The sequence below is a fragment of the Chitinophaga sp. Hz27 genome (genome assembly GCF_042263525.1).
Taxonomy (GTDB): Bacteria; Bacteroidota; Bacteroidia; order Chitinophagales; family Chitinophagaceae; genus Chitinophaga.
The window spans coordinates 14,759-38,963 of record NZ_JBHKFJ010000006.1 but is presented as its reverse complement, the minus strand read 5'-3'; the positions used below and the strand labels follow the sequence as shown (position 1 = coordinate 38,963).

Annotated in this window: 41 protein-coding genes and 3 tRNA genes; 36 read left to right on the top strand and 8 right to left on the bottom strand. The window is 42.3% G+C overall.

The genetic code is table 11. The annotated features are described in order from the left end of the window. Positions 1-9 precede the first annotated feature (9 nt). From ACE38W_RS14875 to ACE38W_RS14860, 4 genes are all read right to left on the bottom strand, one after another. Positions 10-501 carry a hypothetical protein gene (locus ACE38W_RS14875; protein WP_375832030.1) on the bottom strand — a complete coding sequence of 164 codons (492 nt, stop codon included), beginning with the start codon at positions 499-501 and terminating at the stop codon, positions 10-12. Positions 502-520: 19 nt separating this feature from the next. Further along, complete coding sequence (locus ACE38W_RS14870) at positions 521-985, bottom strand: hypothetical protein (RefSeq protein WP_375832029.1); 465 nt, start codon at positions 983-985, stop codon at positions 521-523. Between the two features lie 7 nt (positions 986-992). After that, positions 993-1,265: a hypothetical protein gene (locus ACE38W_RS14865; RefSeq protein ID WP_375832028.1), complete on the bottom strand. Its 273-nt coding sequence runs from the start codon at positions 1,263-1,265 to the stop codon at positions 993-995. Positions 1,266-1,594: 329 nt separating this feature from the next. Further along, complete coding sequence (locus ACE38W_RS14860) at positions 1,595-2,068, bottom strand: hypothetical protein (RefSeq protein WP_375832027.1); 474 nt, start codon at positions 2,066-2,068, stop codon at positions 1,595-1,597. A gap of 174 nt (positions 2,069-2,242) precedes the next feature. Between ACE38W_RS14860 and ACE38W_RS14855 the strand changes: the two genes are divergently transcribed. From ACE38W_RS14855 to ACE38W_RS14755, 21 genes are all read left to right on the top strand, one after another. Continuing rightward, positions 2,243-2,476 carry a hypothetical protein gene (locus ACE38W_RS14855; RefSeq protein WP_375832026.1) on the top strand — a complete coding sequence of 78 codons (234 nt, stop codon included), beginning with the start codon at positions 2,243-2,245 and terminating at the stop codon, positions 2,474-2,476. An 11-nt stretch (positions 2,477-2,487) separates the two neighbouring features. Then, positions 2,488-2,820 (top strand): hypothetical protein, encoded by a 333-nt coding sequence (locus tag ACE38W_RS14850; protein ID WP_375832025.1) that lies wholly within the window; start codon positions 2,488-2,490, stop codon positions 2,818-2,820. Between the two features lie 208 nt (positions 2,821-3,028). Further along, positions 3,029-3,442, top strand: a complete 414-nt coding sequence (locus ACE38W_RS14845; RefSeq protein ID WP_375832024.1) for a hypothetical protein — start codon at positions 3,029-3,031, stop codon at positions 3,440-3,442. Positions 3,443-3,736: 294 nt separating this feature from the next. Then, entirely contained in the window at positions 3,737-3,928 is a 192-nt protein-coding gene (locus tag ACE38W_RS14840) for a hypothetical protein (RefSeq protein ID WP_375832022.1), read from the top strand. Positions 3,929-3,933: 5 nt separating this feature from the next. Then, positions 3,934-4,005 (top strand) — tRNA-Asn (locus ACE38W_RS14835). A 46-nt stretch (positions 4,006-4,051) separates the two neighbouring features. Next, positions 4,052-4,175: transfer RNA gene (locus tag ACE38W_RS14830), tRNA-OTHER, on the top strand. Positions 4,176-4,228: 53 nt separating this feature from the next. Continuing rightward, positions 4,229-4,366, top strand: coding sequence for a hypothetical protein (locus tag ACE38W_RS14825; RefSeq protein ID WP_375832021.1), 138 nt, complete (start codon positions 4,229-4,231; stop codon positions 4,364-4,366). A 6-nt stretch (positions 4,367-4,372) separates the two neighbouring features. Continuing rightward, positions 4,373-4,443: transfer RNA gene (locus tag ACE38W_RS14820), tRNA-Cys, on the top strand. A 357-nt stretch (positions 4,444-4,800) separates the two neighbouring features. Further along, positions 4,801-5,511 carry a hypothetical protein gene (locus ACE38W_RS14815; RefSeq protein WP_375832019.1) on the top strand — a complete coding sequence of 237 codons (711 nt, stop codon included), beginning with the start codon at positions 4,801-4,803 and terminating at the stop codon, positions 5,509-5,511. Between the two features lie 70 nt (positions 5,512-5,581). Further along, positions 5,582-6,304 carry an ERF family protein gene (locus ACE38W_RS14810; RefSeq protein WP_375832017.1) on the top strand — a complete coding sequence of 241 codons (723 nt, stop codon included), beginning with the start codon at positions 5,582-5,584 and terminating at the stop codon, positions 6,302-6,304. Beyond that, complete coding sequence (locus ACE38W_RS14805) at positions 6,291-6,839, top strand: hypothetical protein (protein WP_375832015.1); 549 nt, start codon at positions 6,291-6,293, stop codon at positions 6,837-6,839. The genes ACE38W_RS14810 and ACE38W_RS14805 overlap by 14 nt, the downstream gene beginning before the upstream one ends. Continuing rightward, positions 6,836-7,216: a zinc-finger-containing protein gene (locus ACE38W_RS14800; protein ID WP_375832014.1), complete on the top strand. Its 381-nt coding sequence runs from the start codon at positions 6,836-6,838 to the stop codon at positions 7,214-7,216. The genes ACE38W_RS14805 and ACE38W_RS14800 overlap by 4 nt, the downstream gene beginning before the upstream one ends. After that, on the top strand, positions 7,206-7,610 hold the full coding sequence (locus tag ACE38W_RS14795) for a hypothetical protein (protein WP_375832012.1): 405 nt from the start codon (positions 7,206-7,208) through the stop codon (positions 7,608-7,610). Before ACE38W_RS14800 ends, ACE38W_RS14795 begins: the two co-directional genes overlap by 11 nt. 10 nt (positions 7,611-7,620) lie before the next feature. After that, positions 7,621-7,860 carry a hypothetical protein gene (locus ACE38W_RS14790; RefSeq protein WP_375832010.1) on the top strand — a complete coding sequence of 80 codons (240 nt, stop codon included), beginning with the start codon at positions 7,621-7,623 and terminating at the stop codon, positions 7,858-7,860. A 49-nt stretch (positions 7,861-7,909) separates the two neighbouring features. Beyond that, a complete protein-coding gene (locus ACE38W_RS14785) occupies positions 7,910-8,275 on the top strand; it encodes a hypothetical protein (protein WP_375832008.1) in 366 nt (121 codons plus the stop codon). Next, the gene (locus tag ACE38W_RS14780) at positions 8,275-9,201 is read left to right on the top strand and encodes a DUF4373 domain-containing protein (protein ID WP_375832006.1); all 927 of its coding nucleotides are present in this window, start codon (positions 8,275-8,277) and stop codon (positions 9,199-9,201) included. The genes ACE38W_RS14785 and ACE38W_RS14780 overlap by 1 nt, the downstream gene beginning before the upstream one ends. A gap of 61 nt (positions 9,202-9,262) precedes the next feature. After that, on the top strand, positions 9,263-9,937 hold the full coding sequence (locus tag ACE38W_RS14775; RefSeq protein ID WP_375832005.1) for a hypothetical protein: 675 nt from the start codon (positions 9,263-9,265) through the stop codon (positions 9,935-9,937). A gap of 3 nt (positions 9,938-9,940) precedes the next feature. Further along, positions 9,941-10,342 (top strand): recombination protein NinG, encoded by a 402-nt coding sequence (locus ACE38W_RS14770; RefSeq protein WP_375832003.1) that lies wholly within the window; start codon positions 9,941-9,943, stop codon positions 10,340-10,342. Positions 10,343-10,398: 56 nt separating this feature from the next. Next, positions 10,399-10,617 carry a hypothetical protein gene (locus tag ACE38W_RS14765; protein ID WP_375832001.1) on the top strand — a complete coding sequence of 73 codons (219 nt, stop codon included), beginning with the start codon at positions 10,399-10,401 and terminating at the stop codon, positions 10,615-10,617. 8 nt (positions 10,618-10,625) lie between these two features. Next, complete coding sequence (locus ACE38W_RS14760) at positions 10,626-10,958, top strand: hypothetical protein (RefSeq protein ID WP_375832000.1); 333 nt, start codon at positions 10,626-10,628, stop codon at positions 10,956-10,958. Positions 10,959-10,990: 32 nt separating this feature from the next. Further along, the gene (locus ACE38W_RS14755; protein WP_375831998.1) at positions 10,991-11,872 is read left to right on the top strand and encodes a DNA cytosine methyltransferase; all 882 of its coding nucleotides are present in this window, start codon (positions 10,991-10,993) and stop codon (positions 11,870-11,872) included. On the opposite strand, the gene ACE38W_RS14750 is transcribed toward ACE38W_RS14755, so the two are convergent. Beyond that, positions 11,869-12,213 (bottom strand): hypothetical protein, encoded by a 345-nt coding sequence (locus ACE38W_RS14750; protein WP_375831996.1) that lies wholly within the window; start codon positions 12,211-12,213, stop codon positions 11,869-11,871. The genes ACE38W_RS14755 and ACE38W_RS14750 overlap by 4 nt on opposite strands. 58 nt (positions 12,214-12,271) lie before the next feature. Between ACE38W_RS14750 and ACE38W_RS14745 the strand changes: the two genes are divergently transcribed. From ACE38W_RS14745 to ACE38W_RS14700, 10 genes are all read left to right on the top strand, one after another. After that, positions 12,272-12,643 (top strand): DUF3307 domain-containing protein, encoded by a 372-nt coding sequence (locus ACE38W_RS14745; protein ID WP_375831995.1) that lies wholly within the window; start codon positions 12,272-12,274, stop codon positions 12,641-12,643. A gap of 35 nt (positions 12,644-12,678) precedes the next feature. After that, a complete protein-coding gene (locus ACE38W_RS14740) occupies positions 12,679-13,101 on the top strand; it encodes a YopX family protein (protein WP_375831993.1) in 423 nt (140 codons plus the stop codon). A 28-nt stretch (positions 13,102-13,129) separates the two neighbouring features. Further along, positions 13,130-13,399, top strand: a complete 270-nt coding sequence (locus ACE38W_RS14735; RefSeq protein WP_375831992.1) for a hypothetical protein — start codon at positions 13,130-13,132, stop codon at positions 13,397-13,399. Position 13,400: 1 nt separating this feature from the next. Next, the gene (locus tag ACE38W_RS14730; protein ID WP_375831991.1) at positions 13,401-13,631 is read left to right on the top strand and encodes a hypothetical protein; all 231 of its coding nucleotides are present in this window, start codon (positions 13,401-13,403) and stop codon (positions 13,629-13,631) included. A gap of 24 nt (positions 13,632-13,655) precedes the next feature. Then, positions 13,656-13,895: a hypothetical protein gene (locus ACE38W_RS14725; protein ID WP_375831990.1), complete on the top strand. Its 240-nt coding sequence runs from the start codon at positions 13,656-13,658 to the stop codon at positions 13,893-13,895. 67 nt (positions 13,896-13,962) lie between these two features. Next, on the top strand, positions 13,963-14,250 hold the full coding sequence (locus ACE38W_RS14720; RefSeq protein WP_375831988.1) for a hypothetical protein: 288 nt from the start codon (positions 13,963-13,965) through the stop codon (positions 14,248-14,250). 29 nt (positions 14,251-14,279) lie between these two features. Beyond that, the gene (locus ACE38W_RS14715) at positions 14,280-14,546 is read left to right on the top strand and encodes a hypothetical protein (protein ID WP_375831986.1); all 267 of its coding nucleotides are present in this window, start codon (positions 14,280-14,282) and stop codon (positions 14,544-14,546) included. Positions 14,547-14,561: 15 nt separating this feature from the next. Further along, positions 14,562-14,759, top strand: coding sequence for a hypothetical protein (locus ACE38W_RS14710; RefSeq protein ID WP_375831985.1), 198 nt, complete (start codon positions 14,562-14,564; stop codon positions 14,757-14,759). Between the two features lie 4 nt (positions 14,760-14,763). Further along, a complete protein-coding gene (locus tag ACE38W_RS14705; protein ID WP_375831984.1) occupies positions 14,764-15,057 on the top strand; it encodes a hypothetical protein in 294 nt (97 codons plus the stop codon). A gap of 36 nt (positions 15,058-15,093) precedes the next feature. After that, on the top strand, positions 15,094-15,366 hold the full coding sequence (locus ACE38W_RS14700; protein ID WP_375831983.1) for an excisionase family DNA-binding protein: 273 nt from the start codon (positions 15,094-15,096) through the stop codon (positions 15,364-15,366). 10 nt (positions 15,367-15,376) lie between these two features. Here the strand turns inward: ACE38W_RS14700 and ACE38W_RS14695 are convergent, their stop codons facing one another. Next, complete coding sequence (locus ACE38W_RS14695) at positions 15,377-16,576, bottom strand: hypothetical protein (protein ID WP_375831982.1); 1,200 nt, start codon at positions 16,574-16,576, stop codon at positions 15,377-15,379. Positions 16,577-16,811: 235 nt separating this feature from the next. On the opposite strand from ACE38W_RS14695, the gene ACE38W_RS14690 reads away from it, so the two are divergent. Next, positions 16,812-17,789 (top strand): YXWGXW repeat-containing protein, encoded by a 978-nt coding sequence (locus ACE38W_RS14690; protein ID WP_375831980.1) that lies wholly within the window; start codon positions 16,812-16,814, stop codon positions 17,787-17,789. 114 nt (positions 17,790-17,903) lie between these two features. Here ACE38W_RS14690 and ACE38W_RS14685 read toward each other — a convergent pair whose 3' ends face one another. Together ACE38W_RS14685 and ACE38W_RS14680 are read right to left on the bottom strand one after the other, a co-directional pair. Continuing rightward, positions 17,904-18,464: a dihydrofolate reductase family protein gene (locus ACE38W_RS14685; protein ID WP_375831979.1), complete on the bottom strand. Its 561-nt coding sequence runs from the start codon at positions 18,462-18,464 to the stop codon at positions 17,904-17,906. Positions 18,465-18,542: 78 nt separating this feature from the next. Further along, positions 18,543-19,301 carry an SDR family NAD(P)-dependent oxidoreductase gene (locus ACE38W_RS14680; RefSeq protein WP_375831978.1) on the bottom strand — a complete coding sequence of 253 codons (759 nt, stop codon included), beginning with the start codon at positions 19,299-19,301 and terminating at the stop codon, positions 18,543-18,545. 354 nt (positions 19,302-19,655) lie between these two features. Here ACE38W_RS14680 and ACE38W_RS14675 point away from each other — a divergent pair, with 354 nt between their 5' ends. The 4 genes from ACE38W_RS14675 (at position 19,656) to ACE38W_RS14660 (ending at position 24,202) form a co-directional block, all read left to right on the top strand. Continuing rightward, positions 19,656-20,423, top strand: a complete 768-nt coding sequence (locus ACE38W_RS14675; RefSeq protein WP_375831977.1) for a nuclear transport factor 2 family protein — start codon at positions 19,656-19,658, stop codon at positions 20,421-20,423. Between the two features lie 319 nt (positions 20,424-20,742). Then, positions 20,743-22,449 carry a response regulator gene (locus ACE38W_RS14670; protein WP_375831975.1) on the top strand — a complete coding sequence of 569 codons (1,707 nt, stop codon included), beginning with the start codon at positions 20,743-20,745 and terminating at the stop codon, positions 22,447-22,449. 118 nt (positions 22,450-22,567) lie between these two features. Further along, positions 22,568-22,978, top strand: coding sequence for a VOC family protein (locus ACE38W_RS14665; RefSeq protein WP_375831974.1), 411 nt, complete (start codon positions 22,568-22,570; stop codon positions 22,976-22,978). 72 nt (positions 22,979-23,050) lie between these two features. After that, the gene (locus ACE38W_RS14660; protein WP_375831972.1) at positions 23,051-24,202 is read left to right on the top strand and encodes a lactonase family protein; all 1,152 of its coding nucleotides are present in this window, start codon (positions 23,051-23,053) and stop codon (positions 24,200-24,202) included. Positions 24,203-24,205 lie beyond the last annotated feature (3 nt).

Below are 24,205 nucleotides of genomic sequence, written 5' to 3'. Positions count from 1 at the left end.
ATAGTTAAACTACGGTTTTCGATAATCCATATATGCCACAATAAGCGCAAGGAACGCAATTAGTGCCGCCACTGCAGCAATTGTGTCACTTCGCTTCCACTTATTTTCATAGCGCTCCGATGCAGCATCCACCATAGCCTGGATAGATAATTCCAACTCCTGACTCCTTAGATTTTCAGCCCTCAGCTTCTTTTCATCATCTTCCAATTTCGCTATATACTGAGCCTGATATCCTCCTGAGTCTAAAAAAACCCGAATTTTATTTCTTTGTCCAAACAAAGCCCAAAATGATCCTCCTTGATCATTGAAGTTCTCAGAGAGCCCAATCCATCCTGCAGCTGATAAGAACCGAATAGCTTTCAATGCAGAGGCTTCATCGATATCCTGCTCCATAACTACAGAAGCCACAACAACAGTCCGGGATTTATCCCCAGCCACAAGCTGCTCCAGTGCCAAATCGCAAATTTTATAGAACTCTTTTGTATAAATTTCTACCGGCATTTTATATTTTTTATTCGCTCTATTTACCTACACAGTCTTTCAGTAAAGCTGCTAATGCTATAAGTGCGGCAACCATTGCAATTATATCACTCAGCTTCCATTTATTTTCGTACCGCTCAATTGCAGAATCCACTTTTTCTACCACTGCTAGTTCGAGATGCTGCTTTAAAAGCTTTTGGATATCCAGGTTTTCCTTTACTGCCAATATCTTCCTTGCCGCCGACCCCGCAAAGCCACCAGTTGACAGGAATTGCTGAAGGGTTGGCAAATGATGAGGTAATACAGATACCGCTATAGTGCTATCGCCATACCCTTTACTATCGCTTATAACATGCCCTAGCAATGGATCATTCTTTACCAAATGCAGCGCATTCAACACCTCCTGCGAGTTAAGCCCCAATTTATTAGCAATATCTACATTCCCATACGTTCGTCCATCTAATAACTGCTCAAGGACCTTGTCTTTTATTTCTTCAATTGACATCAAAAATTCATTTCATAGTGGATAAATCATTCGCAATTGCTTGTTCGTCATAAACGGATAACTTCCCACCTCGGAGCATTGCGTAATAATCTCTACCTGTAGCTAAAGCAGCAGCTTTATCAGTACCCTTTAGGCATTCTGAATATTTAGCTTTTGCTTCTCCAATAAGCCTGTCCTGATCCTTCCGTCTTTGCCTCTGCATCAATACCGGAATTAACATGGCCACCATAATAAATAAGATTATAAAAAGTGCTTTCCAGAATGATAACTCTCCATCCATATAGGTAGTCAATTTAAATTTTGGTGTGAATGATATCTAAGAATCAAATAAATTTCAAAAACTCGTATTATTATCCTAGTTTTATCGTATTAATTAAAATAACTCCAAGAGATGCGTTTATTCTTTCCATGTCAAAAAAAGCTGTGGCAACTCGTGTTTTTTACTAAAATTTTTAGCAAATTTGATTTACTACGCAGATAGAATGCAGTAGTGCTGAATAATTTCAGTAACTGTCGGCAGCCAGTAACCTATTCTCTAACCTCACAACTGATTGATCATGACGTGTAAGAGCAAACCAAAACAACCACCCCGACTTATTGCAGCTGTACCTACTCGCTTAACCGTTTGTTTACCAGATCTTGCAGCTGCTCTCGCACAAACGTCGCAGTCTGCCCTGTTGCCAACGCAAGCAATTCGGAAATCGCAGATAGCATAACTTCTGTGGTCGCTTGTGTTTTCTTTACCGCAGCGGCCACATCGAACTCTACATATTCTTCTTCCTTTTCCATTGTTCCTTTTCCCTCATACAACCACTCTGGCGATATGGTTTTAAAGCGTTGTAGAATTGCGCCAGCAACACTTACTGGAACACCTGGAAACTTATTTGTTCGACTATCAATATTAAATATGCGGTTAAATTTTTGCTGACTTATATCTGTTCCTAAGTCAACCTCATTTAACATTTTTACAAACATTGAAACATTTCCATCAGCAAAATGGCCCACTACTTTCTTAACTCTCTCATTCAATTCTGGCATTTTCAAATCTACGCTCGCCTTATTTTCTGATTTACGACTTTCCATTTTATTGATTTTCAACTATTAACGATGAGCATTAAAAAATATGCAATATTTTCTACTGAATTGTTTGTTATTTACTGAAATGTTTGTAGATTTGTTTCAACAAAGCAAAGGTAGCCTACCGAGTATGCTACAACAAGCGTAAAAATACGCAAAACTGATATAAGGATTTTCACTATGACAACATCATTATCAAAAAAGAGTCAGAAAAGCAGGCTTAAAGGTATCCGTAAGAAAATGAAGAAATACGGATTGCTGATTAAAGACTTGTATCAGCTGGTTGATTTGCATGCAACAACTATCAAGCGTGCAATGTCAGAGGAAGACTCTTACTTCAATGATAAAGTCATGGCTGCCGCGGAAGGTCTTATACAACAAGCAGAACTTAACACGGTAACTACTAACCTCTAACACTTTTCACAATGCGAAATCTCATTTTATTCGCCGCTACACTGGTAGCTGGCACAGGGATCTTTTGTGCCTGTAAGTTTCAGTCTATTGGATATTTCTATACTGGAATAGGTGTCGGAATTATAATCGCACTACCACTGTTAAAGACGAGGAAACCGAAGATCACAGTATCTGTAGACACTAGCGGCGTGAGATCATCCTTAGACAAGGTGCAGCGAGATTTAAACTCTGCAAGATATGCAGGTATCTTCTTCGAAAATATGGATAAAGACATCCTCCGCGAGATTGAAGAGGAAGGACGCCTGGAAGCAAAGATTTACCGTGTGCAAAATCACCTTTCATAAGTAGAATAGTGAACAATGAATCAAGATGCTATTACTGTCTACGTCTGCTGTAGTGTTGCAATAATTGCCTGTTTAGGACTTGCGATATACACCTGGAGACGGGAAGACAAAGAACAGTGAACAATTTTAAACTCGTTATTCATAATGTGTTACATAACGATACGCGGCTTGTGCCTACTCGCTGCAGCACTTTTTAAACAAACAGACTATGGAAAAATTGTCAAGCAATCAAATGAAAGTCATTTCAGAATATACATTGAAGTCAACTCCCGACTTCGTATTCAAAGATGCCATTCGTGAATTTTCGGTCCAAAGAATATACGACTATTCCAAACGACGCCTGATGAAAGAATTTCCTAATCTGATGCCAAGTGAATTGCATTATTCAATAATAATGGCAGAGGTATTTAGCCAGTACAAATGTGATGACATTGCCTGTTGTAATCTTTTGCGAGATATCGAAAAACTAAAAGGCATTTTACGCCAGTACAAAAAAACTAATACAGTGCGCTGGATAGAAAAAGTTAACGATTACAATCGTATGGTAAAAGCATATTCAGAAAAAGTAAAACCGCTATCCAGATTGATTACAAAATATAAAATGATCCCTAAGAGAGACTAACAGCATTTTATTAACCTCTATAAACTCTTTGTATATACGATATTTTTCTCGCAGATATTGGCTTCTATAGCGATGTTGCGCTAGGCATCATAATACTTATTATCCTTCTGTTTATCAGAAAATTAATTGGAAATAAATCAGAGGATACAGACTACAGCTTCTTTGAAGAAGATGATTGGTGGAAAAGCATGCGGGGATAAACTCTTTTTGGGGCATTAAGTATAAGCAGAAAACTTCCGGCAGACTGTATCTACTATCTGCCTTCAATTTGAAAACAAATTAAAAATTATTCATATGGTACAAATTGATGTAAAAGAAATCGTCGATTGTGTTGTTATATGCAACCTTTATACACCAGGTCGCGTAGTGAAGATACTTTTAAATCGGCAAGACTATGAACTACTCATGCAGGACGGCTTCTTTATCCGCGACAGTAAAGAAAAGGACTCGGCAGATGTACTGAATACTACGAAAGAATATAAATAATTAATTACCGGTTAGCTCAGTGGTAGAGCATCTGACTGTTAATCAGAGGGCCGCAGGTTCGATCCCTGCACTGGTAGCGATTTCAGAGGTCACCCTAAGCCGGTCGGGTAAGTGCCGGCAAAAGATCGGGTGGTGAAATGGTAAACACACATGATACCAAAGTACAAGGAGTCATGATTGGCGGCCCCACAGATGCGGCTATAAACAGTAAAGATTGCCAATGCCGGTTCGAGTCCGGCCCTGATCACAAGAAACCATAAGCTAGTCGGGAAAGACCGGCACTTTTAAAATCACAGTACCATGGAAAACGAAGAGATAGACGAAATAGACGACGAACCTGATCCAGATGACGAAAAGTCCTACCGTAACTGGCAACGCAAACAGCGAGTAGAGAAAGAACTGGAGAAGAGACGAGAACGGGCACAGTACTACGATTAAATACCTGGAGAGATGGCCAAGTGGTAAGGCAGCGGATTGCAACCCCGCGACCACCGGTTCGAATCCGGTTCTCTCCTCTCAGAAACGCTTTTTTCATATTCACTAACCAGCTGCTATAAGCGGCATGACACTCTCATGCCTGAACGCAGCGCAAAAACAAACTTTATGCACCACTTACGAGATCCGGACTGGCCAGATAATCCCGCAGAAGCGCAGTTATTCTGAAACGTTATCGATTTGGACAGTACACGAACAGGCAGGTAATAACCAACAGGTTTGATTTTGAGTAACCTGCCTGTTTCTTAAATCTTTCACAATGCAGGCAACCTGGAGAAGACTTAAAAGCGTGGGCGGCATTATAAGGATGTCCTTTGTAATCCTCGTCACAATCGCAGCTTACAATCTCTTTCACAGACATAAATAACACTTCCCTTATGGAAACAATTACTACAAAGACCTTTGAAGAAATTAAAGATTTCATCGTTCGACGAGGCAAACAATTTGAATGGTGTGAAGGACAAGCAAATCGAATGTATAACGCCTCATCTATTCATGAGCTTTTAGAAGTCATCAAAGACAATATTGCCTGGATTGCATCCAAGCAAGAAGGGCTGGCTGATATTCTTGAAGAACTTTTCGGAACCGAACTATTATTCTTCCATAATATCTACACTTCTGGCAAACATCACCTCTCAATAGATAAACCTGCCTATATAGTAACCTTGGGCAGCAGCAGTGCTACCGTGGAGACCTTGGACAGCAGCAGTGCTACCGTGGAGACCTTGGGCAGCAGCAGTGCTACCGTGGAGACCTTGGGCAGCAGCAGTGCTACCGTGAAGACCTGGGGCAGCAGCAGTGCTACCGTGAAGACCTTGGACAGCAGCAGTGCTACCGTGAAGACCTTGGACAGCAGCAGTGCTACCGTGAAGACCTTGGGCAGCAGCAGTACTACCGTGAAGACCTTGGACAGCAGCAGTGCTACCGTGGAGACCTTGGGCAGCAGCAGTGCTACCGTGGAGACCTGGGGCAGCAGCAGTAAGCTTACATACTCTTTGGGCGATGGCCCCTGCCCGTCCATTAAGCATCTATCAGAGAGGAAATTATTTGTAAAGACATCTGACTTTGAAATAGTGCAGGTGCAATAAAAAAGCCCGGCGTGGCGCGCCGGGCAGCTAATTCAAAATCGGCAGATTTTAAAACTAACAAGGTAAAGGTATGAAAACAATGGAAAAAGCACCTTTAATTTTCGAAAAGATGGCGGCAATAATGGCGGATGCCACTCCAATTGCCAAAGACCAAAGAAACAAGGATCAGGGCTACACCTTTCGAGGCATAGATGATGTGTACAATACACTTCATTCTATATTCTCGAAACATAAAGTCTTCCTGGTACCAGAAGTATTGGAATCTTCCCGTGAAGAACGTAAAACTAAATCAAACAGTCTGCTGATATATACCATCCAAAGAGTAAAATTCACATTTTATGCCGTAGATGGCTCCTCTGTTTCGGCAATAGTTGAGGGCGAGGGTATGGACACCTCCGACAAGAGCACCAACAAATCCAGCAGCGGTGCTTTGAAATATGCTTTGCTACAGATATTCCTTATACCTACCGCTGAAATGAAAACGGGAGATGCCGATGCCTCTACACCACAACCTATGAGCAAGGCGGAGGAAATAGCTCAACTGATTGCGGATGCACCTAACACTATGCAGGTATTAAATCTAATAGCAACCAATTTTAATGTAATTGGAAAGGACAATGAACTTTTTGGGTCGGCTCTTTTGACCGGTATAGCTCTTGTTCAAACCGAAGAAGATCTCAAGGCATTAAAATCATCCTTTCCTAATCCTTTCAATATGGAGGGCCCAGTTAAAAAGGCTGCTATTGAAAAGTATAAAGAAATCACCAAATCAAATCAAGATGCGACCGCGTGACCTTTTCCTGCATGAGCGGGAGCAAGACCAAACCGATTATTCACCTGAACAATTCGAAATAATGGAAACAAATTCTCTGAACCTCGTCAATTCATCCATACTTCCTACCAAAGGAAATGTGACTGTGATTGCCTCCCATATCATCCAGGATGTGCTTGAAGGAAATATGGACTGTTTCGAGGTAGTGGCCAGATTGGCAGCCATAACATCCACTTGTGAAGCAGTGAAAGAAGGTATCCGACAACATATCACAGATGAACTGTCAAAGTATGGCGGTGGCATTGTAGGTAAGCTGGATGCAAAAATCCAATCGTCCGAGGTGGGTACTAAATATGATTACTCACCAGATCCAGTATGGCTAGGAATCTGCGAGAAAATGAAGCCATTGGAAGAAGCAAAAAAGCAACGTGAAACATTCCTTAAGGGCGTTTCTCGGATGTTCATCGAAACAGATATTGAGACCGGAGAATCTTACGAAGTGTACCCTCCCATCAAAACTTCCACTTCTTCTTTTAAGGTAACACTGGGTAAATGACAGCGGACATCATGGAAGGCAAGATATGCCCATACTGCCACTCTCCTACTGAATATACCGATAGCATTGAAATCTATGGCAGATCATACGGTATGATTTACATCTGTAGACCATGTGATGCTTACTGTGGAGTTCATAAGGGAACCGTCAAGGCACTCGGCAGACTCGCCAATAAGGAATTAAGACACTGGAAGAAACAGGCGCATACAGCATTTGATCAGATATGGCTTAGCAAGCGTATGAAACGCAATCAGGCTTACAGGTGGCTATCTGATAACTTGAATATCCCCACAAGCAGCTGTCATATTGGAATGTTTGATGTGGAACAGTGCAAAGCAGTAGTAGAACTATCAAAAAAGTATCTCAATGAACAGTGAACTGAATTTACCTGCTGTAGAAGCCATACATACTGAATTGCTTCAGATGGACTCACTCATTACCGGACTGCAATCAATTACAGCTTTAATTGATCTCTCAGGAAGACTGTCTGCTTGGCTGGCCTTTACAGGAGAACAAATGGCTGCAGCAAAACGGGAATGGCGCGCCTCTACTCGCAAGGCATATGAATCGCATGTGTTTAGCCGCGTGTCTCAGAGTCTCAGAATTTCACCATCCATGGCTACAGATTATGCTAAGGCTAAATCCGGGGACAATGAAGCCACTTACGAGTTCTGTGAACGCGTACACCGTACCATAACTCATATAATAGACCTGGTACGTACCGTAATATCAGCTCTAAAAGAAGAACAAAAAGTATTTGGTAGATCTTAAAATTATTCTCATGCCAAAAATTATGTTTCCAATGGTGGGACAAACTATACGGATTCCCTATAATAAGTCCCTGGTATCAATGAAAATTCAGAAAGGTGTGCGTGAATCAGAAAAGCGCGTCTATACCATGCTTGACCAGGATGGCAACAAGCACAAATTTGACGCTGATGTCATTGATCGGCAATACTATGCCAAAAAAGGGAAGGTTTCCGATAAGCGGGGTTTCAGTGCCAGATATAAAGGCAACTAACTCTTTTCGCATGCTACCCAATGCACTCACCTTTTAAATCTAACCGCGCATGAAATTTTATAACACTATTGGTCTTTCCGGTGAAGAATTGAAAGACAGACAAGAAAAGAACATAACGCAGACTGATGCAGTAATGCGGCTGTTCAACAAATACCCAGATAAGAAATTCACCGCCCGGGAAGTTTACCACAAACTCACCTCCGATGGCATACGTGCCGAGTTGACATCTATCCGGAGGGCTATATCTGATCTGGAGGACGCCGGCAACCTGGTAAAGCTGGATGAAACGGTGAGAAGTCCGGTAGGCCGTGGAATGGCTGAACACTACCATTGTCTTCCTCCGGTCAGCAATATAGAGGCCAAGCAAGCTATTGCTGACGGATATCAACCTGACCTATATAATCTCGACGAGTAATGACATGGAAGCAAAAAGCAATAACAAAAGGATTTGCCTACTGGTCTGTCCAGACGGATAGATACATGGACATCCGGATAAAGAGATTGAAGAAGGATTTTAAATGTGATGGTATAGCTGTATACGACTATCTACTGAATGAAATCTACCGGGTAAAAGGCTGCTACCTGGAGTGGGACGAAAGTACTGCCTTTGACGTAGCCGAATACTTTGGCCTGAAAGAAACAACTGTGAAGGAAATAGTAAACTATTGCTGTGCTGTGGGTCTTTTTTCAAAAGAACTACTCACGAGCGAGAGAGTACTTACTTCAAAATCTATTCAGGAAAGATACATCAGTTGGTCAATAAAAGCTAGACGCACCAACATCATAATTCCGGAAGAAATACTAATTATTCGGGAAGAATTGCCAAAACTTCATGAAGAAACTCACAATCTGTATGAAGATTTCGACAAAGAAAAGAAAAGTAAAGAAACAGAAAGTAAAGAAGAGAGTAAAGAGGTTCAGGCGCTCAAACGAAAAATCGAGGCTTATGAAAAAATCATTAAAAACGGGAATTTGACCGGAGGCCCTCCCCCCGCTCCCGCGCCGCCCCCCTCCCAGATAATACCAACAGAAGAACAGGTAAAAGCATACTTCAAAGAGAAGCATGGCACCACAACGATGGCTAAAAAGTTTTATGACACCTGGGACGCCGTGGATTGGATCAACAAAGGGAATCCCATAACAAAATGGAAATCAATGGCTAACAGATTTATTACTACTTACCAAGAAAACGAGGCAAAGTATGAACAGCGAGAACAAACAAGTACAGCAACTGGTAGACAACCTAACGGCAGCTCTACGGGTGCAGCAATCCTTGCCCAATCACTTGCAACAGATATCGGAAGGGTTAACTACGGAGGAGAAAACAATTCTGAACACTAAATACATCCTACCCAGAATTGACAGGCTATCGGCCATAGATATCGCTCTTCACACGAAAGCTTTGTTAATCAGAATCTATTCTGCTACCGGCTGGAGAATACCAGAGGATAATAGCCTTATGACCTCGTTGGTAATCGAGTTTGGCCATTTCCTGATAGAACAATGCGGTGATTTGAATCCAGAAGAAATAGCGCTCGCCTTCAGAACCTACGCCCTGGAAATAAAAGACTGGGGTAAATCGATGAATCTTTCGCTTATTCTACAACCGATTAATAGGTACCGGTCAGCCAGACACGATGCATCTGTGCGTGAAGAACGGCTTAAAACAGCCTCAAAGGATGCAATGTATGCCGCTTTACCCGTTGGCGAGACTGATTGGTCGGACGAATGGGAAAGAGTCAAGGACGCGGCCCGCAATGGCCAAATACGGTCAGTCAGGATAATCACTCCATTGTACGACTGGTTGAACAGAAAGGGTATGATCACCTTTTCCCCGGCTGAAAAAAGGGATATCATGGAAGAGTGCCGGCAGATATACGCGTTGGAAATGAAAGTAGCCCTCCAGACAACCACGATCCCTGTGCCTGCTGCCAGAGAAAAATATGAACTCCTAATCAAGGAGGGTAAGGAATGGCTAAAGAGTGACGACCTATGTTCTGTTGTGCTTACTGCCAGCAAGATAGAAACAGTCCGCCGTGAAGCTGTAAAAGCAATTCAGAACGAAAAAACACAGTGAACAATGAATATAACACCAGATCAATACAAGAAATACGCAGCTAAATCCTTGCCGGCATTAATCCGGATAGCAGAAAAACACTTCAATGCTTTCATCCGGAAGCGCGACAGTGATGGGGATTACTTTACCTGCATTTCCTGCCAGGAGGTTAAACCAGTATCCCTGATGCACGCAGGACACTTTCTTTCTGCAGGCCATAACACCAATGTCAGATTTCACACGGATAACGTGCATGGCCAGTGCTCACGGTGTAACACCCACGAACACGGTAATCTGATCGAGTACAATGACAACCTAATCGCAAAGATCGGCGCTGAACGCGTCCAGCACCTGAAGGATATCGCACGATTGCCCCATAAATGGGATCGTGCGGAGCTGATTGCAATCATCGTTAAGTACAAGTAAAACTAAAACCAATACACATGCTGACCCTTTCGCTACCACCCTTAAACTACAGGACAATGAACAAAATAAAGTCAAGCACACAGACCATTCGAGTCTTTGACACCTTCCAGGATGCCAGGAAAGCTGCGCATGATCACTTCAATAGTGTGGAAGGTGATAAATGGGGCAGCCGATTTGTATCGCAAACTCAGGTAGGAAAAATGATTCACCTAACATTTGTCAGTTGCAAGACCCAAAGTACTCAGGGAGAATTTTTAGCAGCTATTTCACAATAAAAACAGCCATGGGAAAAAAGAAAAAGCTCCCAGTAAACGTAAAGGATCCGCATCGATGGTATTATACCAGTCATCCACAGGCTCAACAAAACTATTGGAACTTCTTCGTTAAAAAGAAGGGCATACCAGTAGAGAAGATGGTGCACTGCATGGATAAATACCTTCAGGGTAATCCAGAAAAAATGAGGGGCAAGAAGTACGTATTAGAAGGCCTGTATTGTGATTTTGATAGGCTTCTTTCGATTGTAACACAAGAAACCGGCGTCACGTTCGGCAAAAAAAGGAAGGTTAGATACGATACAACGGAGATTGACAACGCTTTCTCCCTCGGATATTTTTGATTTTAAACCGGCCCGGAAGGGCGAGTGAATATATGACACCAACAGCAAAAGGATATTTTTCAGGTTGTGGAGGAATGGAGATCGGCCTAATGTATGCCGGTATCGAAATGATTTCTTCCCTTGATCTGGATCAGGAAGCTGCCGAGTGCATGCAGATGAACCCCTCCTATTTCGGGCATTCGATTCTGCAGCAGGATATTTCGAACATCACCGTCTTGGGTCAGGAGCAGTCAGATATCATCGTAGGTACCTATCCCTGTACAAAATACAGCCCTGCGGCCGACCTTCACGGCACCCGTACCGGCGATGATTTATTCCTGCATTTCTTCCGTCATATCGCCCTGGAAAAACCAGAAATGTACATCGTGGAGAACGTACCAGGTATGCGGAAGTTTCCGGTGGTAATGGAGGCTATGACTCAGTTGCCAGATTACTATGTGACTGTGTTCTGCCCGATAGACGCCCTTAACTGGCTGCCTCAGCGCCGGGAGCGACTAATATTGATAGGCACCCGCAAACCATTTAACCCCTCCAGTCCTACCGGCTGTCGCCGGCAGACAATAAAGGATATTCTGGACGCGGAGCCGGTATATGAAATGCCGGACTATGTAGTAAACAGGATTAACGGGAAATACCGAGACAGACCGATCATAGTAGACCCCGCAGATTGTAACGCTTACGCGCCCACGTGCGTGGCCCACTATGCTAAAGATCTGTCAACCAGAATGCTGGTAGATAAAAATAGTAGTCATGGGCTTAGGCCATTTACTATCAGAGAATACGCCCGTCTTCAGGGCTTTCCGGATGACTATTATTTCCTGGATAAAAAAAGCTCCTACAGACTTATAGGGAATGCTGTAGCTGTCCCGATGGGTCGCTGGATAGGTCAGGAAGCAATGAAGTATTTCAATTAATAGCCTCCAGTGGTCGCCATATGCATTGGTCCAATTGTCTGTGGGTAAGTTACCGGTATGGAAAACTTGATCCTGGATACAACATTGTGATTTGATGATTTTTCCATAGAACCACCAGTAGATAAAATTGATGCTATAGACAGTTTACCATCTACATCTTTTTTATCTGATTCAGAAACAGTTACAGCAATATCAAACTCAATAAGATGAGATGATTCTTCTGTATAATCAGTATTATTTATAGTACCACTAACACTTTTATCAGACAATTCTTTTTTGGCATCATTGATTCCTTGAAATATTTCTAATAGTGAGTTCTTAACAAAATTTCTTACGTCCATAAGCTTTTTTTCAAATATAATAAATTTTAACCGGCCAGGCGGTACCTGGTAGTAAACAATGTATTTATTACCACTCCTTTTACTTTGTCATTTCGCGGCTGATTTCACTCCGCTTTCGACACGATGGATGCTCAATGCGAAGTATCACGGAAGACCAGTATTCCCGATCTTGATTCATGGTATAGTACATGGATTATTAATGTTCCTGGTGTGCGTCAGTTACACAACAACTTTGAATGCTTTGTTGATATTCTTGTTCCAAACTGTTACCCATACAGTGATTGACATAGGGAAAGGGCGAATAACTGCATCAAATGTGAATTTAGAGTCTATCCGAAATCCCATGCACTGGGTATTATTCGGAGTTGATCAGCTCCTACACCAAATTGTAATAGTTCTGATCTTCTATTATATTCTTTATAATCATTAATAAACCCGGCCAGGTGGTACCTGGGAGTAAACAAAATGAGACAAATTGAAAATTTCAAATTCAGAGCGTGGACAGGTGAAAAAATGGTTTACAACGTTTCGCCATTCACATGGGATTTCGTTCTTGATATCGGTATGTTCAAATGCATTAAAAGTACAGGAACAGGCATTTTAGGTAGCGGTGGACCTACTGCGCAGTATGAACTTGGTGGTATTCGATATGAGGCAGTGATGCAATACACAGGTCTTGTAGACAAGAACAAGCATCCAATATATGAGGGTGATATCGTGAATATCACTACCACAGGACTGGTATGGGAGACTGAGTATACCTGGGAGGGAGAGGTTGTATTCGAAGATGGAAGATTTACTGTTCGGCATGAAAACGGCAAACGTACAAACTTCTATAAAGACAGACCTGTTGTGGTAATCGGGAATATCTACGAGAACAAAAAATAAACGCTTCCGGAAGCGATACCGGGGAAAGATGAGAGTAACAATACCATCCTGTAAGGAACATGAAGGGTTTTACGAAATGACAATAGAAATTTCTGATTTATGCCCTGTGTGTGGTGGACCACGTGGAGAGCCAACTCAAGGCTTATCTTATGATGGTAGCCGCAGGCTAAATGTTAGTGTGTGGTCTAACCCATGCGGCCACATAGATTATTACTGGAAAGTTCGAGATGAATACCAGAAAGCAAAAATATCTCAGAACGAATTAACCGCACCTGCTACGGACACAGGAGATAAATAATATGGCATTATACAAAAACCCTTTCCATAAAAAAGGATACCAAGATTCAAGTCCAGTTATTGCCACCGAAGCCATCCCAATTATTTACAAAGGCCATGAAATTTATCATCGCATAAAATCAAATACCCCAGGAGGAAATGTATTCGACATAGTAAAAGACGGTACTTGTGTGGGTATGAACGCCGGAATAAATGGCGCCAAACAAAAAATAGATTTACTTCTTAACCCCTAACCGGATAGGGTAACCGGTGAACAAATGAAAAAAACAGAACTGCAGAAAATCTTTTTAAAGAACCCGGCATGGAGTGCTGACTTTAAGTCCATTCGGAAAGGCATTGCTACCTGGGTAACCTCGGATATTAAAACAGGCCGCGAGTATACATTCGCAGTACCAGTATCTGATATGGGTGAAGCTACCTTCAATCAATACATGCCATGCAAAGAACTGTTTCGCTGGCTGGTAGATACCGCACAGGAGGACGGAAAGAATGCATAAGTGCACCTGTGTAAACGTCGAGTTCCAAACCTATACAAATCAAATGTGGGTTCACGCCCCTGCTCACATGCCAAAGCATAACGGTTATTCACTGGACAGATGTATTGCTGAGGAAGTAATAATGTTGTGGCGCCACGGCATTACTACGACCGGCTGTTGTTGTGGTCATGGTAAACTACCTGGTTTCATCGGTGTCATAGACTCAGACATTAATAGAATGAAGAGCCTCGGATATAAAGTTTGGCACAACACCACTCGACCACTCGACCAGGATTCTTTCATTCCAATAGGCGTGGATACGCTTTCGGAGAAGATAAAAGGGAGAAATACGGTTTCCCGTAAAAATGTTTCCTAGCAATTGGCTTCTATTACCAAAAACACCATATGAAACAAATAGTAAAATGGCTAGCCTCCGTAACTGGCGTAGAAGCTGATATCCGCGAGCATGAAGTGAAGAAACTTAAATCCGAGCTTATCATAATTGCGGACAAGTATTCCGGCGAAAATAAGTACCAGCTGATCACGGAGATAATAAAAACGGTTGCCACAGGCATAAAACGTGATGAGACGGGAAACCTGGTGTTAGCCAAGGCAATGGACACCCTCTGCAGTAACGAGGATTTCTTCAAAAAAACTAAACCTGCCGGATAGGTTACCGGTTTTAAAATGAACGCAGAAACTTTAAAAGCACAATTCAGTAACATCAGATTTGATAATCGGCAAAAACTAGGCGCTACTGCGTTAAAAGCATACTGCGATTGCTTAGAAGAAGAGACATTTTCCAAACTTGAAGAGCTAGAGGATGGTCTTGGACCAGTTTATGACCTTATAACACCTGAAGAAGAGGAGGTATCAAATGATTAGCGTTGTGAAAGAAATTTTACTCCAACATACTGAGGAGAAGTTCTCGGACCATGCTGGATCCCATGGCATCTACGCCTATGATAAGGTAAAGGATGTGGATATAGATGCTGCAGCAAAGGAGATATCCCAGATGTTTTGTGATTGGGTAGTGGAACGGGAATATGCCCATGTAAGCGGCATGGTAGACTGTCAGTCATTTAAGCATGATGTGCAAACCTACATTAACGACTGGTCTAATGGAACAGGATTTACACCAGAACAAATTCAACAAGCACTTGATAAGTTTAAAAAAAAATAGCCATTTTTTGTTAACCCGTTTTAAAATACAGTGAACATGAATACAATACAGATCATTCAAATGACACCGGACGACCTCCGGAAACTTATTGCCAACGAAATAGCTGCAGCGTTACAGGCAGCCATGGATTCGGTAAAACGACCTTCAGAATATGAAGAAATCACCGTAGACCAGGCAGCGAAAGAATTTAACTGCAGCAAACGAACTATCCGACGCAGGATGAAGGAGCTGGATATAAAGGGGTTACGGATCGGCAGGAGCCTACTGATTCAGCGAAAAGACTTGTCCAAAATAAAGAAGGCTTCTTAGTAAGCCTTCTTTACTCCTTTTTGCAGAATGCTGGGTCATTGAGGATCTCCAGGGCGTTTTCCTCTGCTTCAATCTTAATATATTTAAAGAAGGAATCTTCCGATGAATGGCCAGTTATTAGCATAATCTCTCTTGGCTGCCTCCGCAAGTCCTTATACATCCACGTTGCAAAGAACCTTCTCATAGAATGTGGCCTGAACATGTCCGCCCTTTCAAAGTATTGTTCTTTTTTAATTCCCCCCTGAGTATAGGTTTTCAACTTTTTCCCAGTAACGCCTGCAACCTTTGCGATTTCAGGAATGTGATTATACAAAGAACTTAAGCAAGGAATCGGGATGCGTCCTTCATATTTTTCGTAGATTTCTTTTGCTATCCAATGTAACGGTATAGTTACTTTTTTGGATCCTTTTGATGTATATACCTCCATAAATCGTCCATTAGGTATGTACTTATTTATGCGCTTTAAATCTTTTACCCTCAATGCTAAAAAGCAACCATAAACAAAGAAGTCTCTTACTCTCTCTCTAATTCCTTTTAACTGTAAATTATAAATTGCTTTAACCTCATCAAATGTAGGTGCGATGGCATCGGATTCCTCGTTCGGGACGGTAAAATCCTTATGCTTATAAACATCGTTTTGATGATAACCCAATCCGGCAGTATATCTGAAGAAAATTTCTAAACAATTAACCACACAACTCATACTGTTCTGTTTATATCCATTCAACATCATCCATTTGACCAGGTTATTAAAAAGCGTAAGGGTCATATCATAATTCAATACAAATTCACTTGTCGGATCAGCTGCACAGTCTTCCCATACCTTTCTCATACTGTCATAATGCAAGATAGATGCTTTACTATATCTGGTTTTACTTTTTGGCTTTAACAAAGCCCCAGATTCCATATCAGCTATCATTGCTTTGTGATCCGCAATTAAATCTCTATTCGCAATTTTCTTTTTTTGATCTGGTCTGAATTTATTATCAAGGTATGTCTTAAGCTCATCATGAATTATATCAATTGCTCTACTCGTATATTGGAAAACATAGTCATCAACAGCCTTTTTTACAGCTTCTATTTTTCGTAATGCCTTTGTCGAATTATCCCCTGCCTTCTGGCCTGTGGGGAAGCGTAAACGTTTATCTTTGCAGTGAAAACTGATTACAATATATCCATTTGATACCAGGGTTAATGATTCTCCTTTCATTATGTCGGGGTTTATGTCAAAAATATAGGCATTTTAAAACTTTTTTGGCATGTAGCAAACATTTTAATTTTCCCAATACACCATTCAAAACAGCCACTATGGACAAAGTAGTACATACTATGACGTGAAATGGACACGCAATAATTAAAAGCAGATTAAAAACAGCGGTTTTCTGCTTCGATCTTAAACCTTTTCTTCGCTATCAAGTCCTATTTCCATCTTGCAATCCATATTTATGCGAAGAATCTTAGTTACATCCTTCATCATAGCAGCGCTTTCATTGGGAATCAATGAAGTAAATGCACAGGTAAGCGTAGGTGTGGGCGTATCCATACACGTGGGCCCTCCGGCATTACCTATTTATACGCAACCAATGTGTCCTGGCGATGGTTTCATCTGGACACCGGGATATTGGGCCTATGGGCCTGATGGTTATTTCTGGGTACCTGGCGTATGGGTACGTCCTCCTCGTCCGCGGTTATTGTGGACACCAGGTTACTGGGGTTTTGTAGGCGGCGTATATGCATGGCATGCCGGTTACTGGGGACCACATATCGGCTTTTATGGCGGCATCAACTATGGCTTTGGTTATGGCGGCGTAGGGTTTGAAGGTGGCATGTGGCAGGGAAATGTTTATCACTATAACACCGCCTGCGCTAATGTGAATACTACTATTGTTCATAACACCTACGTAAGAAATGTGACGGTCATCAATAACAATACGACCATCAACAACCGCACTAGTTACAATGGTGAAGGTGGTGTTACATCCAGGCCAAACCGTAACGAAGAAATGGCGATGCGGGAAGAAAGAGTGGCACCTACCACGACACAGCAGTCCCACGAAAATACGGCTATGCAGCAACGCGCACAGCCGCTGAACAATAACCGCGAAATGGCTACCAGTAATAATCTTCATAACAGGGAGACCAGTGTGCAAGGCAATCGTATGGCGCCAGGTGCGAATAACGGTAATGGTGTTAACAACGTAGCTAATAATGCTGAAAGAAATAACGAGCCACAAAGAGATATTAACAGACCACAGCATAATGACATGAGGGCGCAGGCAAGACCTGAAAACAATAACGAAGGCAGGATGCAGCAACGCCCGCAACAGGCGATGCGTATGCCTCACAATGGCGGCGGACAAGCGATGCATGCGGCACGCGTCAACGAAGCCAGAGCCCATCACGAACGTATGCACAGAGGATAGTATTAAAGTCATCCAGGTAGCCCCAAAATATCCATTGACTAGACCCCAAACTTTATTATAACCCCAGGAAAATCCCGTTGGAAGCTATTCCCACGGGATTTTTCGTAATGGAAATTATTTTCGTATAGGTATATACGTTAGTATCACTACCCCATTGTTTAAAACCCTGGACGACAATAATTGCAGGTTGAGTTGCCGGGTAAGTCCCGCGAATACAGGGTGTCCATTGCCTAATGCCACCGGATTAATCATAAACTGGAATTCATCTATCAGTTCATGTGCAGCAAAAAGCGTAAGGATGCTGCCACTTCCAAGCAAACATAAATGTTTGCCGGCCGTGGTTTTGAGTCGGCGTATTTCTTCCACAATATCACCACCCATAATGCGTGTCTGTTGCCAATCGACTTTTTTGAGGCTGTTGGAAAAGACAATTTTCTCTGCGTTATTCATGCCTGCCGCCATTTCAGGATCCTGTCGTATAGCCGCAGGCGTAGGCCACCAGGCTATCATGTGCTCGTAGGTAATACGGCCGAAGATGAGGATATTCTCTTCCTCCATTTTTTGCAGGGCAAAATCGCGCTGCTCCTGGCTTTGACTGGCCCAGGAGGTATCGCCGGCAGCATCTTCAAAATAACCATTGAGGGTAATAAAATGAAAAGACACCAATTTTCTCATAACATTATTTTTAGGGGAAACATAAAAGCGGCCACTACTGCGTAGCGCCGCTTTTTTCAGATTGATATAATGTAAGGATTATTTAGCATTTTGTCCGCCATCGATCACATATTCAGCACCGGTGATAAACTGGCTATCGTCGGAGCCGAGGAACAATACGAGTTTGGCTATTTCAATCGGCTCGGCGTAGCGGCCCAGCGGTATTTGTGAAGCAAATTCTTTCTGTACAGCATCGCCTTTGCCTGGTTCATAGCCTTCTTCGATACTACGCATCATCCTGTTGTTTACCGGAGATGGATGTACGGTGTTTACACGAATTTTCCTGGCGGCAGCTTCCAGGGCTACGGTACGCATAATACCAATGGTGGCGTGTTTACTGGTAACGTAAGCCACGAAGTTTGGAGAACCTCCTAATCCTGCCACAGAAGAAGTAATGATCATACTAGCGCCGTCGTTCATCTGAGGTAATACATATTTGCAACCCAGGAAAACGCCTTTCACATTCACGGCCATTACCTTATCAAATACGTCTTCAGGAAATGATGTAACCGGTGCAACAGCTCCTTCAATACCAGCGTTGTTAAAGAAGATATCTATTTTACCGAATTTTTTCACAGCTTCTTTAGCGTATTTTTCTACATCTGCTGCTACGGTAACATTTGCAGTTACATAAGCTGCATTAGGGCCAAGCGTATCCGTAGCTTTTTTAAGTGTAGCTTCGTCCAGGTCCACCAATACCACTTTTGCACCTTCGTCAATAAATAATTTAGCTGTTATTTGTCCGATACTTCCTGCGCCGCCAGTGATAACGGCCACTTTGTTTTCCAGTCTTTTCATATTCAATATTTTAAGTTAAATCAATACGAACCGATGGTAATTGGGGCAATGTGTACAGGGAAAGCAAGACAATCTTTGCGTTGAAGTAGTGCAAAGGTACGAATTAAAATATTGCGTGATCGTTACTTAACATTTCTATAATAAATCCGGCTAAATATTATATCACTTAAATCGTATGATTACTGTAAAAACTAACGTTAAAAGAAACAATTGACAGCGTATATCCGGATAAGTGATTTAATTTTGCTTAATAGCTGGTATCAGAATACAACCCGGGAATTGCAACCTTCAAGTCAGGATGTTTGTATAGAGAATGACATTCAGATATTTAATCATCTGCCTGAAAAAAATTTTATGGAAAGCACGCAAAAGCAACAGGTTAGAGCATTACTGAAAGCAATAGAAACCGGCGCTGCCGAACCTGTTCAATGTATCAATCCTCAACATTATAAGCAACACAATCTCAGCGCCGCAGATGGCCTTTCCGGCTTTGGCGAATTATTGCAGCAGCTGCCGCCAAATTCTGCCAAGGTAGACACCGTCCGGCTTTTCGAAGATGCGGATTATGTTTTTGCACATACCGTTTATGATTTCTTTGGTCCTAAAATCGGGTTCGATATCTTCCGGTTCGAAGATGGCTTTATCACAGAACATTGGGACAATCTCCAGAAAACGCCTAGTCTGGCCAATCCCAGCGGCCATACTATGACTGATGGTAGTACAGAAGTGAAAGACCTCGATAAAACCAGTACCAATAAAGACCTGGTCAAACATTTTGTGGAAGATGTGTTAGTCAATGGTACCATGAACAAGCTGCCTCAGTATTTCGATGGCGATACGTACATACAGCATAACCCAGGCATCCCTGATAATCTCTCCGGCTTACAACGTGCTATGTCCGATTGGGCAAATCATGGTGTAACAATGCACTACGACCGTATCCATAAGGTTTTAGGGGAAGGCAATTTTGTGTTGGTGGTAAGTGAAGGAAATATGGATAGTTTTCATAGTGCATTCTTTGATCTTTTCCGTGTAGAGAACGGCAAGATCGCAGAGCATTGGGATACTATTCAGGATATTCCTGCCAAGAACTTCTGGAAAAATGATAATGGTAAGTTTTGAATGGAAATACCGTTAGCAAATTGATCAATAAAAATGATTACATCTCACTGGCAAGCCAACTAGTGGAATAAGTACACTTTTCACCTGCCAGACCCCGGCATAATCTTTCACTGTAGCGGCATTCATCGTATTAACAATTGATTAACAAATCTTGCAAATACTTAATTAACTATTTCTCGTTTATCCATATATGTGAGGAAAGATGTATTAATAATATCTGTTTCTTCTTTTGATTTTTTGTAGAGCAACAACTTGATTTTTTTGTAGAGCAACAAAGCAATCATTTACAGATTTAAGTTAAACCCTCAACCAAACCTCCATGCTTGTATCAAGAAAACCTTACAGCGGTAAACCGTTGGCATTGGCTATTACTGCCGAAAATAACGATAGTATCAGTGTGATCAACACACTCAGTATTTTGTCCGGGTTCTTTATGTTTGTCAATTGCGCCCTGTTATACTCTTGCACAAGGGATATTGCGGTGATCATTGTCGGCAGTATTGCCAGTCTTGGCTTTATGTGCCTGCCTGCGTTGAATTACATGCATCACAGACTGGCGGCCAATATACTCTTCCTGGCTATTCATAATTTCATGGCGTTATATCTGCAAATAGGCAAAGGAATGGAAGTGGGGGAAACCATGCTGGTTGTATTCCTTATCATTGTTTCGCTACTAATTTTTACGCAGACTCATTCCCTGGTTACCAGTATCAGCTTATGTTTTACCACGCTGGTATTGATAAGGGCCAATAAATACTATGGCATTATTACGCCCAACAAACTACCACTAAACATTTCCTTACTGAAAGACTTTTGCACCTTTAAGCTGCTGGTACTCACGATCTGTGCGGTAGTCTTTTTCAAGACATACGCCATCCGCCTGATACAGGCATTACGTGGCAGCAATGAAGCGCTGGAAAAGGCTTTACAGGAAAAAACCTTTTTAAGCAAGGCATTGAGCCATGAGATAAGAAATCCTTTACATTCTTTAACAGGTATAACGGAAGTGCTTACACGTGAAGTAGAAAAAAAGAATGAATATAACGCACTGATTGAATATATCCGAGACCTGAATGCCAGCAGCGGTTATGCTATGTCTGTGGTGAACAACGTATTGGAACTTGACAGCCAGGCACAACAATGCACACCGCCAGAATCCTTCGCAGTAGCGGCTTGGCTGAGAGAAATCGTAAAATCATTTCAATACCAGGCCAACGGTAAGCATGTAAAACTCATCTGTGAAGCCGAAGAAGATATTCCCAATTTTATTCTTGCACATAAAAACAGATTGAATAAAATCGTCATCAACCTCTTGCTGAATGCGATCAAGTTTACACGGGAAAATACAGTCGTTACCGTTACCCTTGCGCATGAGCAAGGACGCTTACTGTTGCGCGTAAAAGACCGCGGTCAGGGCATGAGCCAGGAAAAAATGAAAAAGATTTTTGACTTGTATGAAACAGAACAGAATAGCTATCTACCTGGCACTGGCATTGGATTATATGTAGCCAGCAGTCTGGCTAAAAGCATTGATGGCGCGCTTACGCTGGAAAGCGAATTAGAGAAAGGCAGCACCTTCACGCTCTCCTGGCCACTGGTTAAAGGTATTGCGCCGGCTCATATTCCTGCTGCTTCCTTACAGCCTTTTGCTGGTATGAAAGTGCTGGCAATTGATGATGATGTATTCAGCCAGAAGTATCTGCAACGTTTTTTTGACGACACCCCTGTGCAAGTGAAACAGGCTATGAACGGGCGAGATGGACTCTCTATACTTCGCGAATGGAAGCCAGATGTAGTATTGCTGGATGTATTCCTGGGAGATATGAGCGGCCATGAGATATTGCAGGAAATCAACTGCCTTCCTTTTAAAACCCATGTTATCATTGTTAGCGGCAACAACTGCGATACCGACAAACAACAATTCCTCAATGCTGGCGCAGATAATTACCTGGTAAAACCACTGCCTCGGAAGTCGCTGTTTGCAGCCATAGAGAAGGTCATGTCACCCGCCACACTAGCGGTATAACGCGTACGTCGCAACTGCCCCAAAAATCCTGTCGTAATTTACCCTGAATTTGTCGCTAAAACACAGCGTTTCCAGACGCAACTCCCAGTATGTTTGCAACAGCATCAAAAAGCTGATTATGACGACACCACAGATATACGTGAATTTACCGGTTAAAGACCTACAACAGTCAATTACGTTTTTTACTAAACTGGGATATACATTCAATCCACAGTTTACTGATCATAAAGCTACCTGCATGGTGATTTCTGACAGTATCTATTTTATGCTGATCGTAGAAGAATACTTCCAGACCTTCACCAACAAACCTATTGCCGACGCTAAGAAAGTCACAGAAGCCATACTTTGTCTTTCAGCTGAAAGCAGGGAGGCCGTAGATGATATCACCAGTAAGGCCGTAGCAGCCGGCGGTACCATCCCGCGCAAAGCGCAGGATCATGGATGGATGTATACCAAAGGCTTCCAGGATCTGGACGGACATCTCTGGGAATACATCTTTATGGACCACAGCGTACTCCCTGAAAATTGAAAAAACCAGCCCTTTTGTTATGAAACAAAAGGGCATTCTGATATATTTGTGGCCAACGTTCTATAAGAAACCATGCCGAAACTATTTCCACGTCCACAAAAACTGATTTGTACCGCATTCTTGCTATTCGCTGCTGCAGCGGCATCTGCCCAACAATACTACCTTTTCGCAGGCTCCTATAACCAAAATAAAGGACAGGAAGGCATCTACATATATCACTTCAATCCGGATAATGGCACTTTGAAAAAGAGTAGTAGTATTACTGATGTGGTAAATCCTTCGTACCTCAATACTTCTACAGATGGTCGTTTCGTATATGCAGCCACCGAGTCCAGAATACCTGGCGGTGGCACCGTGAGTGCATACCGCTTCGACAGTATTCAAGGAAAACTAGCATTTATAAACAGCCAATCCAGCTTCGGTGAGAATCCAGTATATGTGATGGCAGACAAGGCCAATAAATGGCTTGTAAACGCGAATTACACCGGCGGTAGCTTATGTATACATCCTTTGTTGCCGGATGGCAGCATCGGCGAAACAGCCCAGCCAATAAAAATAAACCATAAAAGCACGCTGCCCCGGCAGGAAGCTTCACATGTACACTCCATAGGCTTCTCTCCTGATAAGCAATACGTATATGCACCAGATCTTGGCGCCAATAAAATCTGGTGGTACCATCTAGGCAGCGGCATTGCACCTTTAACACCCAATGCCCCGGAAGCCACGCTGGCAGCCACACACGCAGGTCCGCGACATTTCGAGTTTCATCCTAATGGTAAATTTGGTTATTGTGTAGAAGAGATCAGCGGCAATGTAGTAGCTTATAAATATGCTGATGGGAAATTAGATAGTATGCAAACAATAGCTGCGCATAATGCATCTGGGCTGGAAGACTATGGTGGTGCAGATATTCATTTCTCCCCCGATGGAAGATTTTTGTATGTCAGCACCAGGGGAGATGAAAATATTATAGTGATATATAAGGCAGATGCCCGTAGCGGCTTGCTCACGCGTATTTCCAGCGTTTCTTCCGGAGGTAACCATCCCAGAAATTTTGTGATAGATCCTACAGGGAATTACCTACTGGTAGCGCATCAGATGAGCAATGACCTGATCATTTTCCGAAGAAATAAAACTACAGGTATGCTTACAAAAACAGGTAAAGTATCGGGTATAACCGCTCCCTCCTGCCTGAAAATTCGCGCTTATAACGTTAAGCCCTAAACG